Consider the following 13,648-nt stretch of genomic DNA (forward strand, 5'->3'; position numbering starts at 1 on the left):
CCGCTCGTCACGGGTTCTTCATCCGGTCGTCGCGGATCGACCTTAATTTCTATCAAACGACAGAAATCCTCTGACCTGCACAGACAGCACGGAGGTCCGCAACCATGTCCGATGATCTAGCCCCGTTCGGGTACCGGCAGGAACTGCGCCGGACCCTCGGCGGGTTCTCCGCCTTCGCGGCCGGCTTCTCCTTCGTCTCGATCCTCACCACCGTCTTCCAGCTGTTCGGGTTCGGCTTCTCGTTCGGCGGCGCGCTGCTGTTCTGGACCTGGCCGGTGGTGATCCTGGGCCAGCTGCTGGTCGCGCTGAACTTCGCCGAGCTGGCCGCCCGGTTCCCGCTGGCGGGCTCGATCTACCAGTGGGCCAAGCACCTCGGCTCGGGTTCCGGAGGCCGGGGCTTCGGCGGCTGGCTGGCGGGCTGGATGATGCTGCTGGGCTGCACGGTCGCGCTCGCGGCGGCGGCGATCGCGCTGCAGGTCGTGCTGCCGTCGGTGTGGTCGGGCTTCCAGTTCGTCGGCGGCGACCCGGCCGTCACCTCGCCCACCGGCGCGACGAACGCCGTGCTGCTGGGCGTGCTGCTGATCGCGTGCACGACGGTGATCAACGTGGCCGGCGTGCGGGTGATGGCCCGGGTGAACGACATCGGCGTGGCCGCCGAGCTGGTCGGCGTGGTCGTGCTGCTCGGCGGTCTGGCGTGGTTCGCGGTGCGCGGGCCGGACATCGTGGTCCAGAACACCGGCGGCGTGGCGACCGGCGGGCTGCTGATGTCGGCGTTGATGGCGGCCTACGTGCTGTTCGGGTTCGACACGGCCGCGTCGGTGTCCGAGGAGACCAAGGACGCCGGCCGCAGGGCACCGCGCGCGGTGCTGCGGGCGCTGCTCGTGTCGGGTGTCGGCGGGCTGCTGGTGGTGCTGTTCGCGTTGATGGCCGCGCCGAGCCTGACCGACGGGCGGCTGGGGCTGGAGGGCCTGCCGTACGTGATCACGGCCGTGTTCGGCGACGTGGCGGGGCGGATCTTCCTGGTCGACGTGGCGATCGCGGTGGTGATCTGCACGTTGACCATCCAGACCGGCACGATCCGGCTGCTGTTCGCGATGGCCCGCGACGGCGCGCTGCCCGGCTCGCGGCGGCTGGCCCGCGTGCACCCGCGCACCGGCACGCCCGTGCTGCCCGCCGTCGTGTGCGGCGCGCTGGCCATCGGGCTGCTGCTGCTCAACCTCGGCAACGCCGGCATCTTCGCCGCGATGACCGCGACCTCGGTGGTCGTGGTGTACCTGGCGTACCTGCTGGTCACGGTGCCGCTGCTGGTGCACCGGTTCCGGGGCACGGCGACCACGAACGGGTTCTCGCTGGGTCGCTGGGGCCTGGTGGTCAACATCGGCGCGGTGGTCTACGGGCTGGCGATGGTGGTGAACATCGCGTGGCCGCGCGCCGAGGTGTACGACCTGGGCGGCACGGGGTCGTGGTGGGCGCTGCTGTTCCCGGTGGAGTTCGTCGCGGCGGCGGTGCTGGTCGGCTGGGTGGCGTGGTGGCGCACCCGCAGGCCGGTCGTGGTCGGAGAGCTGGTGACGGCATGAGCGGGCTCGCAGCCGAATCGTTCAACACCGCATCACCGAGCACCGCGACCACGTACGGGGCCCGTGATCACGCTCGGGCCCAGGAGACGGACGTGGAGCGGCCGGAGGCGCCGGAGGGCGCGGTGTGGGCCGAGCACGTCGCCCCGGACGGCTACACGCACCGCGTGCTCGCCCGTGGCACGGTGTTCCGGCTGGCCAACCCCGAGGGCGGGGCCTGCGCGCACGTGCTGCTGCACCACGTCGACCAGCCGTGGGAACGGCTCAACGTGGCCGACACGGTGAAGGTGCAGTGGAACGCCTACGGCGGTCACCTGCTGCTGTCCGACCAGGGGCGGGTGCTGGCGTCGGTCGAGTCGGAGAGCGGGTACGACGCGCTGTGCGGCACGACGCCGAAGGGGCGGGACATGTTCGTGCGGGCGGCGGCCAAGCACGGGCTGGGCAAGCGGGACCTGCCGCCGAGCCTGTCGTTCTTCCAGGGCGCGCGGGTCCGGCCGGACGGGTCGCTGCACTTCACCGGCCCGGCCGGGGACGTCGTGACGTTGCGCGCCGAGCTGCCGCTGGTGGTGCTGATCGCCAACACCGCGCACCCGTTGGACCCGGACGGCGCGTGCACGCGGCTGGAGGTCACGGCGTGGCGCGATCAGCCGACCGGACCGGACGATCCACTGTGGACGGCCACGCCGGAGGGGCGGCGGGCGTTCGAGAACACCCACGAGTACCTGAGCGCGAGGGGGTCGGCATGACGGTCGTCGCGGCCAACGCGGGCTGGTCGGCGTTGATCGGCGCGGGGCAGACGTTGACCATCGTCGACCTGGAGGGCAACCAGGCGGTCGACTTCCTGGTCTACTCGGCCGCCGACACCGCCGAGCGGTACAGCGCCCAGGACACGATCACCGCGCAGGGCAACATCTTCCTCACCACCGGGTCCGTGCTGATGTCGAACGAGCGCAACCCGCTGATGACCGTGGTCGAGGACACCTGCGGGCGGCACGACACCATCGGCGGGGCGTGCAGCAAGGAGTCCAACACGCTCCGGTACGGGCACCACACCCGTCCGCAGCACGCGTGCGTGGAGAACTTCCTCGCCGAGGGCGCGAAGTGGGGGCTGGGCAAGCGCGATCTCGTCAGCAACGTCAACTGGTACATGAACGTGCCGGTCGAACAGGACGGGACGCTCGGCATCGTGGACGGCATCTCGTCACCGGGGCTGAAGGTCGTGCTGCGGGCGGAGGTGGACGTGATCGTGCTGGTGTCGAACTGCCCGCAGGTCAACAACCCGTGCAACGGGTTCAATCCCACGCCCGTTCGGCTGGAGGTCGCCTGATGGCGGACGTGCCGGAGGTCCGGACGTTGCTGGTGGCCAACCGGGGTGAGATCGCGGTGCGGATCCTGCGCACCGCGCGGCGGATGGGGCTGCGCACGGTCGCGGTGTTCTCCGACGCCGACCGGGGTGCGCCGCACGTGCGGCTGGCCGACACCGCCGTGCGGCTCGGGCCGGCGCCCGCACGGGAGAGCTACCTGGTGGTGGACCGACTGCTGGAGGCGGCGCTGGAGACCGGTGCGGACGCCGTGCACCCCGGGTACGGGTTCCTGTCCGAGAACGCCTCGTTCGCCCGGCGGGTGGAGGAGGCCGGTCTGGTGTTCGTCGGGCCGACGCCGGAGCAGCTGGAGCTGTTCGGGGCCAAGCACACGGCGCGTTCGGCGGCACGGGCGGCCGGGGTGCCGATGCTGGCGGGCACCGGGCTGCTGTCCGATGTGGACGAAGCGGTGGCGGAGGCGTCGCGGATCGGATATCCGGTGATGCTCAAGGCCACCGCCGGTGGCGGCGGGATCGGGATGCGGGCGTGCCGGGACGCCGACGAGCTGGTCGAGGCGTGGTCGGCGGTGCGGCGGATGGCGGCGGCGAACTTCGACGGGTCAGGGGTGTTCCTGGAACGGCTGGTCGAGCACGCCCGGCACGTCGAGGTGCAGGTGTTCGGCGACGGTTCCGGTCGGGTGCTGGCGTTGGGCGACCGGGACTGCTCGGTGCAGCGGCGCAACCAGAAGGTGGTGGAGGAGGCTCCCGCGCCTCACTTGCCCGACGCGGTGCGGGCGCGGCTGGTGGAGGCGTCGGTGGCGTTGGCGTCGTCGGTGTCCTACCGCAGCGCGGGGACGGTGGAGTTCGTCTACGACGCGCGGCGGGAGGAGATCGCGTTCCTGGAGGTGAACACGCGGCTCCAGGTCGAGCACCCGGTGACCGAGGCGGTGTTCGGGGTCGACCTGGTCGAGTGGATGTTGCGGCTGGCCCGGGGTGAGACGTCGTTCGAGGTGCCCCCGGCGCGTGGGCACGCGGTCGAGGCGCGGGTGTACGCGGAGGATCCGTCGCGTGATTTCCAGCCCAGTGCGGGGGTGGTGACGGCGGTCCGGTTCCCCGCTGATGTCCGGGTCGACTCGTGGGTGGAGCCGGGGACGGATGTCGGTACGTCGTATGACCCGTTGTTGGCCAAGGTGATCGCTTCCGGCTCCTCGCGGGAGGAGGCTTGGGCGCGGCTGGGGTCGGCGTTGTCCGAGAGTCGGGTGGACGGGATCGAGACGAACCTCGGACTGCTGCGGGCGGTGTGCGCTTCGCCGGCCGTGTCGGCGGGTGAGCACAGCACGGCGACGTTGGCGGGGGTTCGGGATCTCGAGCCGCGCATCGAGGTGGTGCGGCCGGGGACGATGACCGCCGTGCAGGACTGGCCGGGGCGGGTCGGGTACTGGCACGTGGGCGTACCGCCGTCGGGACCGATGGACGACCGGTCGTTCCGGCTGGGCAACCGGGTGTTGGGCAACCCCGAGGGCGCGGCGGGGCTGGAGTGCACGGTGGACGGGCCGGCGTTGCGGTTTTCGGTGGCGACGACGGTGTGCGTGACCGGTGCGTCGGCTTCGGTGACCGTGGACGGGGTCGCGGTGCGGCAGTGGGAGCCGGTGGTCGTGCCTGCGGGCGGTGTGCTGGACGTGGGGCGGGCGACCGTCGGGTTGCGGACGTATGTGCTGGTCGAGGGCGGGTTGGACGTGCCCGCGTACTTGGGCAGCGCGTCGACGTTCGTGTTGGGCAAGTTCGGCGGGCACGGCGGGCGGGCGTTGCGGACCGGGGACGTGCTGCGGGCGGGTTCGGCTCGTGGTGAGCGGGTGCCGGTGTTGGAGGTGCCCGCCATCGGTTCAAGCCACAGTGCGAATCATTGGGAGATCGGGGCGGTCGAGGGGCCGCACGCGGCGCCGGAGTTCTTCACCGTGGAGGACGTCGAGACGTTCTACGCCACGGATTGGCAGGTGCACTTCAACTCGGCGCGCACCGGTGTGCGGCTGGTCGGGCCCCGGCCTCGGTGGGCCCGCAGTGACGGTGGCGAGGCGGGGCTGCACCCGTCGAACATCCACGACACGCCGTATTCGGTGGGTGCGGTGGACTTCACCGGTGACCTGCCGATCCTGCTCGGGCCCGATGGGCCGAGCCTGGGCGGGTTCGTGTGCCCGGCGACGGTCGTGGTGGGTGAGCGGTGGAAGCTCGGGCAGTTGCGGCCGGGTGACACGGTGCGGTTCGTGCCGGTGACCGTGTCGGGGGGTCGGCGGTCGGCGCACGTCGACGGTGGCGTGTTGGCGCGGTCGGAGGAGGCGGCGGGGCGGCCTTCGGTGACGTACCGGCGCAGTGGTGACGACAACCTGCTGGTCGAGTACGGGCCGATGCAGCTGGACCTGGCGTTGCGGATGCGGGTGCACGCGCTGGCCTCGGCGTTGGCGGAGCGCGGGATCACCGGGTTGACGCCGGGGATCCGGTCGTTGCAGGTGCGGGCGCACCCGGACGAGGTGCTGGACCTGGTGCGGGAGGTCGAGGAGACGCTGCCGGCGACGCGCGATCTGGTGGTGCCGAGCCGGACCGTGCACCTGCCGTTGTCGTGGGACGACCCGGCCACCCGGGAGGCGATCGCCCGGTACATGGCGGGGGTGCGGGACGACGCGCCGTGGTGCCCGTGGAACATCGAGTTCATCCGGCGGGTGAACGGTCTGTCCACTGTAGACGATGTGTACCGGACGGTGTTCGACGCCGAGTACCTGGTGCTGGGCCTGGGTGATGTGTACCTGGGCGCGCCGGTGGCGACTCCCCTGGATCCCAGACATCGTTTGGTGACCACGAAATACAATCCGGCGCGGACGTGGACGGCGGAGAACTCGGTCGGCATCGGCGGCGCCTACCTCTGTGTATACGGCATGGAAGGTCCCGGCGGGTACCAGTTCGTGGGGCGGACCGTGCAGGTGTGGCGCAGTTGGCAGGCCGGCGACCCGTGGCTGCTGCGCTTCTTCGACCGGATCCGGTGGTACCCGGTGTCGGCCGAGGAGTTGCTGGACCTGCGGGCGGACATGGCGGCCGGGCGGTTGGAACTGCGGGTCGAGCCGGGTGAGTTCGTGTTGTCGGAGCACGAGGAGTTCTTGGCGCGCAACGCTTCGAGCATCGCGGAGTTCCGGGCGCGGCAGGCGGCGGCGTTCTCGGCGGAACGCGCGGCGTGGGAGGCGGCGGGCGAGTTCGCGCCCAGGCCGGAGCCCGAGTTGGCGGTCGTGGAGCCCGTGACGGTGACCGCTCCGCCCGGCGGGCACGTGGTGGAGGCGCCTTTCGTGTCCACGGTGTGGCGGGTGGACGTCCGTCCGGGTGACTACGTCCGGGCCGGTGAGCCGTTGCTGGCGCTGGAGGCGATGAAGTCGGAAGCGGTCGTCTTCGCTCCCGCCGATGGTGAGGTGGTGCAGGTCCTGGCCACGCCGGGTGACCAGGTGGGACCGGGCACGGCGTTGGTCGTGCTGGCGGGAAGGGGTGCGGCGTGAACCGGGTTTCGGCGGCTTACGAGCGGATTCGGCAGGTGGATCGGCCGGAGATCTGGATCGATCTGCGGCCCGAGGAGGACGTCCAGGCCGAGTTCGCCGTGGCGTCGGGGCCGTTGGCGGGGAAGTTGGTCGCGGTCAAGGGGAACATCGACGTGGCCGGGCTGCCCACCACGGCCGGGTGTCCCGCCTACGCGTACGCGCCGGAGCGGGATGCCGAGGTGGTGCGGCGGTTGCGGGCGGCCGGGGCGGTGGTGGTCGGGACTACCAACTTGGACCAGTTCGCCACCGGGTTGGTGGGCACGCGCAGTCCGTACGGTGCGGTGCGGAACGCGGTCGATCCCGCTCGGGTGTCCGGTGGGTCCAGTTCCGGGTCGGCGGTCGCGGTGGCGTTGGGGATCGTCGATCTCGCGCTGGGGACGGACACGGCCGGGTCCGGGCGGGTGCCGGCGGCGTTCAACGGGATCGTCGGGTTGAAGCCGACGTACGGGGTGGTTCCCGCCGACGGGGTGGTGCCCGCCTGTCGGAGCCTGGACTGCGTGTCGATCTTCGCCCGGACGGTGGACGAGGCGTCGCTGGCGTTGGCGTGTGTGGGCGAGCTGGGCGTCGCGCCCCCGTTGTCCCTGCCCTACCGGTTGGGGGTGCCGGTGTCGGTGGGGACGTTGGCGCCGGGGTGGGCGGAGGCGTTCTCGGCGGCTGTGGAGCGGTTCCGGTTCGCCGGGGCGGAGTTGGTGCCGATCGACCTGGAGCCGTTCCTGGCCGCCGCCCGGTTGTTGTACGAGGGCGCGTTCGTGGCTGAGCGGTACACGGCGGTGGGTGAGTTCGTGTCCGCTCATCTCGACGTCGTGGATCCGACGGTCGGGGCGATCATCTCGGCGGCTCGGGACATCCCGGCTCATCGGCTGTTCGCGGACCAGGAGGAGTTGGCGCGGCTGCGGGCGCTCGCGTTCGAGCAGTTGGACCAGGTGGACGCGGTGGTGCTGCCGACGACGGTCGAGCACCCGACGATCGCGGAGGTCGAGGCCGATCCGGTGGGGGTCAACGCGCGGTTGGGGCGGTTCACCAACTTCGCGAACCTGTTCGGGTTGGCGGCGTTGGCGGTGCCGGCCGGGACCGTGGACGGGTTGCCGTTCGGGATCTCGTTGGTGGGTCCGGGGCACTCGGACTCGTTGTTGGCATCGGTCGCACGGTCGGTGACCGACGTGGTGCGGGTGGCCGTGGTCGGGGCGCACCTGAGCGGGCAGCCGTTGAACGTCGAGCTGGTGTCGCGGGGCGGGGTGTTGGTGTCGGAGACCGCCACGGCCGCCGCTTACCGGCTGTTCGCGCTGGACACGGTGCCGTCCAAGCCGGGGCTGGTGCGGGATGTGGACGGTGGCGGCAAGGCGGTGGAGGCCGAGGTGTGGGAGTTGCCGGTGGCGGCGTTCGGTGACTTCGTGGCCTCGTTGCCGACGCCCATGGCGATCGGGCGGGTGGAGCTGGCGGACGGGTCGTGGGTGTCCGGGTTCACCTGCGAGCGGCACGCGTTGGCGGGGGCCGAGGACATCACGGGGTTCGGCGGTTGGCGCGCGTTCCTGGGCCGGGCGGAGTAGACAGGACGTCGTGGATCCGCTTTGGGCATTGCGGCAGGTGGCTTTCCAGCTGGAACGCGCCGGTGAACCCACGTACCGGGTGCGGGCGTTCCGGAGAGCCGCCGAGGTCGTGGCCGCATTGCCGGACGGGGAGTTGGCGCGGCGGGCCGCGGCGGGCACGTTGACCGACCTGCCGGGTATCGGCAAGGCCACCGCCGGGGTGATCGCGGACGCGGTGGCCGGGCGGGAACCCGGCTATCTGAGCCGGTTCCGTGAGCCGGTGGTGGGCGGGCAGGCGCTGCGGGCGTTGCTGAAGGGCGACTGCCACACCCATTCCGACTGGTCGGACGGCGGCAGCCCGATCCGCGAGATGGCCGAGACGGCGCGCGACCTGGGGCACTCGTGGATGGTGCTGACCGACCACTCGCCCAGGCTGACGGTCGCCAACGGGCTGTCCGCCGACCGGCTGCTCAGGCAGCTGGAGGTGGTGGCGGAGCTGAACGTCCGGTTGGCGCCGTTCCTCATCCTGACCGGGATCGAGGTGGACATCCTGGAGGACGGGGCGCTCGACCAGCGGCCCGAGTTGTTGGAGCGGCTGGACCTGGTGGTGGCGAGCGTGCACTCGAAGCTGCGGATGCCGGAGCGTGAGATGACCGCCCGGATGGTGGCCGCCGTGTCCAACCCGTATGTGGACGTGCTCGGGCACTGCACCGGGCGGTTGGTGATCGGGAAGGGACGGCCGGAGTCCGCGTTCGACGCGGAGGCGGTGTTCTCGGCGTGTGTCGAGCACGGGACGGCGGTGGAGATCAACTCGCGGCCGGAGCGGCGTGATCCGCCGGGGCGGTTGTTGCGGTTGGCGGTGGAGATGGGGTGTTCGTTCGCGATCGACAGCGATGCTCATGCGCCTGGGCAGTTGGACTGGGTGTCGTTCGGGTGTGAGCGGGCTGAGGAGTGTGGCGTGACACCGGATCGGGTGATCAACACGTTGGAGGCGGACGAGTTGCCGGGTCGGTGATCGATGAGCGGTGAGTGTTGGCGGTGGCGGTGGCGGGGCGTTGGGTGCGGGAGGCTCGGACCAGGTGGCCGTACCAGGGGACGAGGGGGCCGGTTCGTCCGTCTACCAGGCGTTGCCAGGTCGACCTGCAGAGGGCTTGGAACGGGGTGGCGTTCCAGCAGGCCGCCAGGTCCGCGAGTGGCCTGTGGTGGATGTTGCCCAGGGCGTAGCGGCGGTCGAAGCCGTAGGACACCGGGACGGCCGTGCCGTTCGCCTCGATCACCAGCGGGGTCAGCCAGCGGCCCAGGGGGTGGTCGTTGTCGATGGGTGTGGCCATGAAGGCTTCTGGTTTCCGGGCCAGCATGGTGCGCGGGACGGCGTCCAGTTGGACGGCTAGGCCGTGTTCCTGGGAGATCCGGCCCAGTTCGACCGCGGCGTAGGCGAGTTCGACGGCGTCCGGGCGTTCGCCGGCCATCAGCCTGTTCGCGGCGCCTTCCGGTTCGAGGGGGTGCACTTGGAGCAGCAGGGCGCCGGATTCGGCCGCGGCGAGGGCGATTTCACCCAGTTGGGTGGCATTCCCCTGGGTCAGGGTGGTGATGACGCCGACCGGGATCCCGGCCTCGGTGAGTCTGCGGATACCGGCCAGGGCCTTCCCGTAGCTGCCCTCTTGGTCCCGTATCCGGTCGTGGGTGGTCCGGTCGCCGTCCAGTGAGACTGCCACCAGATCGACCAGGCCGCGCACCAAACCGATGCGGCGTTGGGTGAGTGCCACGGCGTTGGTGGTAACTGTTGTCCGCATGCCCGCCGCACGGGCCGCGCGCAGCAGAGCTGGGAGTTCGGGGTACAGGAACGGTTCGCCGCCGGAGACGTTCAGCACGTCGTACCCGAGTCCGGCGGCGTCCTGGACCACGGTGGACAGCACGGTGATGGGGATCGACTCGGTGACGTCCGGACCCGAACTGGAGTAGCAGTGCAGGCAGCGCAGGTTGCACAGCCTGGTGGGGTGGACCTGCAGCACGGCCCGGCCGCTCGTCTGCCCCATTCCACCCTCCCGTGGTCCTCGCTATCCGTATGGAGCACGGCCGGCCCGCCGTGATACGTCATTCGGTCACGACACTTCGGCCGTATTCCTCCCAACGTGGGAACCTGGCCGCTGTCTGAAACGCGGTGTGACACTCCGGCGACTCTCCTTACAGGCGAGGCGGCCCCGGCGTCACGGTGAGGCAGGCCGAGCACTCACCCAGTTGGGGGGAGGGGACATGCGCCGTGAGTTCATCGTTCCCACCGACGCCGCCGACGAGGCGAGACGCCGGTTGCTGCGGGACCTGCACGACGGTCTGGGGCCGTCGCTCGCGGCGATAGGGCTGGGCTTGCGCGCGGCCCGCCACCTGGCCCTCCACGATCCCGGTTCGGCGAGCACGCTGCTGGCCCGGCTGGAAGAAGAGGTGCACACGGCGGTCGACGAGATCCGCCGCCTCGTCTCCGGCGCCTGCCCGGCGGTGTTGGCGCGATTAGGGCTGATCGGCGCGGTGCGGGCGCACGTGGCCTCGTTGACCGACCGGTACCCGGTCCAGGTGGACGTGCAGTGCGCGGACGTCCCCGACCTGCCGGTGGCGGTGCAGGTGGCGGCCTACCGGATCATCTGCGAGGCATTGACGAACGTGGTGCGGCACGCGGGCGCGCGGCACTGCTCGGTGCGGTTGCGGTTGGACGGCTGCCTGCACGTGGAGGTCGTGGACGACGGCGTCGGCGCGGTCGTGGACGGGGGCGACGGGGTGGGGCTCGGCTCGATGTGCGAGCGGGCCCGCGAGGTCGGCGGCACGTGGCTGATGGAGCACGTCGCCGCGGGTGGCACCCGGATCGTGGCGGACCTGCCGCTCGCGGGCGGGGTGTGACCCGCCGTGCTCCGGGTGCTGGTCGTGGACGATCACCCGCTGTTCCGCTTCGGGGTGGCCGCCGCGCTGTCGGCCGCACCCGGGCTGGAGGTGGTCGGCGAGGCGTCGGGCGGCGGGATGGCGGTGTCGATGGCCGTGTCGCTGCACCCGGACGTGGTGGTGATGGACCTCAACATGCCGGACGTGGGCGGGGTGGAGGCGACGCGGCGGATCGTGGCGCACGACCCGGGCGTCCGGGTGCTGGTGCTGACCATGTTCGACGACGACGATTCGGTGTTCGCGGCGATGCGCGCGGGCGCGTTGGGCTACCTGCTCAAGGCGTCACGGCCGCAGCAGATCGTGCGCGCGGTGCGGTCGGTCGGCGAGGGTGAGGCGATCTTCAGCCCGGCGATCGCGGTGCGGCTGCTGGCGTTCTTCGGCAGCGCGCCGCGTGAGCGGGTGGAGGCGTTCCCGGAGCTGACCGCGCGGGAACGGGACGTGCTGCGGCTGATGGCCGACGGCAAGGGCAACACCGCGATCGCCCGGACGCTGGTGCTCAGCCCGAAGACGGTGCGCAACCACGTGTCGAACATCCTGCGCAAGCTGCACGTGGCCGACCGCGCGCAGGCCGTGTCCCGGGCCAAGCAGGCCGGTCTGGGCGAGGCGTCGGGACACACCGGATCGGGACAAGTCGGGACAGCCGGCCCATAGTGCCGGGACGCGCCGGGACGTGACGATTGCGCTGTAGCCCATCCGACAAGCACAGCGGAACAGGTGGGTACACCGGGCACGAGGGCGGGGAGCACGAGATGAACGCAGAGCAGATCGCGGTGGCACTGCACGCGACGGACTCCATCACCAGGGCCGGGGTGACGGCGGCGCTGCGGTCGCGGCCGGAGATCCGGCTGGTCGAGCCGGACGAGCCGGCGCCCGTGGCGCTGGTCGTGCTGGAGGGACTGGACGGTGAGGCGCGGCAACTGCTGCGCAGGCTCCAGGCGCCGGGCAGCGCGGGCATCGTGCTGGTGGCGGGCGACATCGCCGATCCCGAGTTGCTGAACGTGGTCAGCAGCGGCGTGTCCGCGGTGATCCGGAGGTCCGACGCGACGCCCGACACGTTGGTGCGCCTGGTGAAGGCCACCGCCGCGGGCCAGGGCGCCCTCCCGCCGGACCTGCTGGGCCGGCTGCTGGACCGGGTGTCGCGGTTGCAGCGCAACGTGCTCAACCCGAACGGCTGGACCATGTCGGGCATGTCCGACCGGGAGACCGAGGTGCTGCGGCTGATCGCGGACGGTTTCGAGACCCGCGAGATCGCCGAGAAGCTGTGCTACTCGCAGCGCACGGTCAAGAGCATCCTGCACGACATCACCAACCGGTTCCAGCTGCGCAACCGGGCGCACGCGGTGGCGTTCGCCCTCCGCGAGGGCCTGATCTGACGACACCTCACACGGCTCGGCCGGAGAAGGACACCGACGGCTTGCAGTTGCCCTTCTCGGTCGGGTTCTGGCAGCTCACCTGGACCACGACCTTCTCGCCCTTCTTGAACTGCAGCGGTTCCACGTAGTGCCGGTCCAGGTCGCGGAAGTTGGCCAGGCCCACTTCGAGCAGCACGCTGCGGGTGCCGTTGGCGTCGCGCAGGACCCGCACCGTCCCGGCGTCACCGCGCGGGTTCTGGAGCACGATGTCGGTGATCAGCAGCGCCTTGTCGGCGGGCGGGGTGAAGGTGAAGTCGGTGAACACCTCCTGGTTCGTCACGATCGCCGCGTCGGCCGCCACCCGGAAGTCGGTGGGCTCGCCGGGCGCCTGGGCCGCCGGTTGGTTCGGCCTCGGGGTCTGCGGCGAGCCGGCCGGGGCGTTCGGGTCGAGGCCGGCCGCCTTCATGGCCTCCTCGGACTTGACCTCGGCCTCCTTCGCCTGCTGCTGCGCCTGCCCGGCGCCCGCCTGGGCCTGGTCGACGGCCGCCTTGACGTCGTCGACCTGCTGCGCGGCGGCTTCCCGTGCGGCGGACTTCACCGCCGGTTGCAGCACGGTGAACCACAGCGTGGCCAGCACCGCCGCCAGCGCCAGCAGCGTGATCAACGCGGGCAGCAGCCACTTGGGCAGCAGTTGCCGCTGCACGAGCGTGCCCGCCGCGGACAGCGGCGGACCTGAGCTCGGCACGACCTCCACCCGGAACGGCCGGGGCTGCGACGGTCCGCGCAGGAACGTGTTGCGGGGCTTGGCGATCAGCTTCACGAACGCCGCCGTGCCCGGCGCGAGCATCACGTCGGACCGGTCGAGCTTGAACTCCAGGTCGCCCTCCGGGTCGGCCGGGTGCAGCCGCACCGCGACCGGGTGGTTGCCGACGTTGTCGATGGCCACCTCGAACTTGCCCTTCGAACCGGCCTCCACCTTGGTCGGCACGAGGTCCGCCGAGATGTCGGTGAACCCGCCGACCTCGACCACGCCCTCCTCGACCACCGACCCGTACGGGTCCTCGCGCGAGGTGACGCGGATGCCGAACGGCACCGAGCCCGCGGCCACCTCGGCGGCGCGCGGTGGCGCGAACCGGACGACCACCGAGGCGGACGCCTGCGGCACGAGGTTCACCGAGGCGGGTTCGGCGGTGGCCCAGCCGGCCGCGTCGCCGACCACGTCCACGGTGAACTCGTCGACCAGGTCTCCGGTGTTGCGCACGACGACCGTGCAGGTGACGTCTTCGCCGGGCGCCACGGCCAAGCCGGTGGCGGACAGCGTCGCGGTTGCGCCCATGGCGTGAATCCTCCGGTGGTCGGAGCGGTCTCGGGACTGGCGGAAGGGTGGGACGTGGTG

The 13,648-nt window shown here is 71.5% G+C and carries 11 protein-coding genes; 9 read left to right on the top strand and 2 right to left on the bottom strand.

Annotated features, from left to right (window positions below):
* Window positions 1-104 precede the first annotated feature (104 nt).
* The 6 genes from FM051_RS39330 to FM051_RS39355 are packed head-to-tail and all read left to right on the top strand — an operon-like array spanning window position 105 to window position 8,987.
* Window positions 105-1,577 (top strand): amino acid permease, encoded by a 1,473-nt coding sequence (locus FM051_RS39330; protein WP_158852213.1) that lies wholly within the window; start codon window positions 105-107, stop codon window positions 1,575-1,577.
* The gene (locus tag FM051_RS39335) at window positions 1,574-2,320 is read left to right on the top strand and encodes a DUF1989 domain-containing protein (protein WP_158852214.1); all 747 of its coding nucleotides are present in this window, start codon (window positions 1,574-1,576) and stop codon (window positions 2,318-2,320) included. The genes FM051_RS39330 and FM051_RS39335 overlap by 4 nt, the downstream gene beginning before the upstream one ends.
* Window positions 2,317-2,901, top strand: coding sequence for an urea amidolyase associated protein UAAP2 (locus FM051_RS39340; RefSeq protein ID WP_158852215.1), 585 nt, complete (start codon window positions 2,317-2,319; stop codon window positions 2,899-2,901). The genes FM051_RS39335 and FM051_RS39340 overlap by 4 nt, the downstream gene beginning before the upstream one ends.
* Entirely contained in the window at window positions 2,901-6,407 is a 3,507-nt protein-coding gene (locus FM051_RS39345) for a 5-oxoprolinase/urea amidolyase family protein (protein ID WP_158852216.1), read from the top strand. Before FM051_RS39340 ends, FM051_RS39345 begins: the two co-directional genes overlap by 1 nt.
* Entirely contained in the window at window positions 6,404-7,993 is a 1,590-nt protein-coding gene (locus FM051_RS39350) for an allophanate hydrolase (RefSeq protein ID WP_158852217.1), read from the top strand. Before FM051_RS39345 ends, FM051_RS39350 begins: the two co-directional genes overlap by 4 nt.
* A 10-nt stretch (window positions 7,994-8,003) precedes the next feature.
* Window positions 8,004-8,987 carry a PHP domain-containing protein gene (locus FM051_RS39355; protein ID WP_158852218.1) on the top strand — a complete coding sequence of 328 codons (984 nt, stop codon included), beginning with the start codon at window positions 8,004-8,006 and terminating at the stop codon, window positions 8,985-8,987.
* On the opposite strand, the gene FM051_RS39360 is transcribed toward FM051_RS39355, so the two are convergent.
* Window positions 8,950-10,008 (bottom strand): radical SAM/SPASM domain-containing protein, encoded by a 1,059-nt coding sequence (locus FM051_RS39360; protein ID WP_158852219.1) that lies wholly within the window; start codon window positions 10,006-10,008, stop codon window positions 8,950-8,952. The two genes, FM051_RS39355 and FM051_RS39360, sit on opposite strands and share 38 nt — an antisense overlap.
* A gap of 217 nt (window positions 10,009-10,225) precedes the next feature.
* On the opposite strand from FM051_RS39360, the gene FM051_RS39365 reads away from it, so the two are divergent.
* From FM051_RS39365 to FM051_RS39375, 3 genes are all read left to right on the top strand, one after another.
* Window positions 10,226-10,861 (top strand): sensor histidine kinase, encoded by a 636-nt coding sequence (locus FM051_RS39365; RefSeq protein ID WP_158852220.1) that lies wholly within the window; start codon window positions 10,226-10,228, stop codon window positions 10,859-10,861.
* 6 nt (window positions 10,862-10,867) lie between these two features.
* A complete protein-coding gene (locus FM051_RS39370) occupies window positions 10,868-11,551 on the top strand; it encodes a response regulator (protein ID WP_158852221.1) in 684 nt (227 codons plus the stop codon).
* A gap of 98 nt (window positions 11,552-11,649) precedes the next feature.
* Entirely contained in the window at window positions 11,650-12,273 is a 624-nt protein-coding gene (locus tag FM051_RS39375) for a helix-turn-helix transcriptional regulator (protein WP_158852222.1), read from the top strand.
* Between the two features lie 7 nt (window positions 12,274-12,280).
* Here FM051_RS39375 and FM051_RS39380 read toward each other — a convergent pair whose 3' ends face one another.
* Window positions 12,281-13,588 (bottom strand): COG1470 family protein, encoded by a 1,308-nt coding sequence (locus tag FM051_RS39380; protein WP_158852223.1) that lies wholly within the window; start codon window positions 13,586-13,588, stop codon window positions 12,281-12,283.
* Between the last annotated feature and the right edge of the window lie 60 nt (window positions 13,589-13,648).

The sequence above is a fragment of the Saccharothrix deserti genome, assembly GCF_009769385.1.
Classification (GTDB): domain Bacteria; phylum Actinomycetota; class Actinomycetes; order Mycobacteriales; family Pseudonocardiaceae; genus Actinosynnema; species Actinosynnema deserti.

Excerpts from the sequence above, each read along its gene's own strand:
- FM051_RS39330 (WP_158852213.1), top strand. The coding sequence starts at position 105 with ATGTCCGATGATCTAGCCCCGTTCGGGTACCGGCAGGAACTGCGCCGG.
- FM051_RS39335 (WP_158852214.1), top strand. The coding sequence starts at position 1,574 with ATGAGCGGGCTCGCAGCCGAATCGTTCAACACCGCATCACCGAGCACC.
- FM051_RS39340 (WP_158852215.1), top strand. The coding sequence starts at position 2,317 with ATGACGGTCGTCGCGGCCAACGCGGGCTGGTCGGCGTTGATCGGCGCG.
- FM051_RS39345 (WP_158852216.1), top strand. The coding sequence starts at position 2,901 with ATGGCGGACGTGCCGGAGGTCCGGACGTTGCTGGTGGCCAACCGGGGT.
- FM051_RS39360 (WP_158852219.1), bottom strand. The coding sequence starts at position 10,008 with ATGGGGCAGACGAGCGGCCGGGCCGTGCTGCAGGTCCACCCCACCAGG.
- FM051_RS39365 (WP_158852220.1), top strand. The coding sequence starts at position 10,226 with ATGCGCCGTGAGTTCATCGTTCCCACCGACGCCGCCGACGAGGCGAGA.
- FM051_RS39375 (WP_158852222.1), top strand. The coding sequence starts at position 11,650 with ATGAACGCAGAGCAGATCGCGGTGGCACTGCACGCGACGGACTCCATC.
- FM051_RS39380 (WP_158852223.1), bottom strand. The coding sequence starts at position 13,588 with ATGGGCGCAACCGCGACGCTGTCCGCCACCGGCTTGGCCGTGGCGCCC.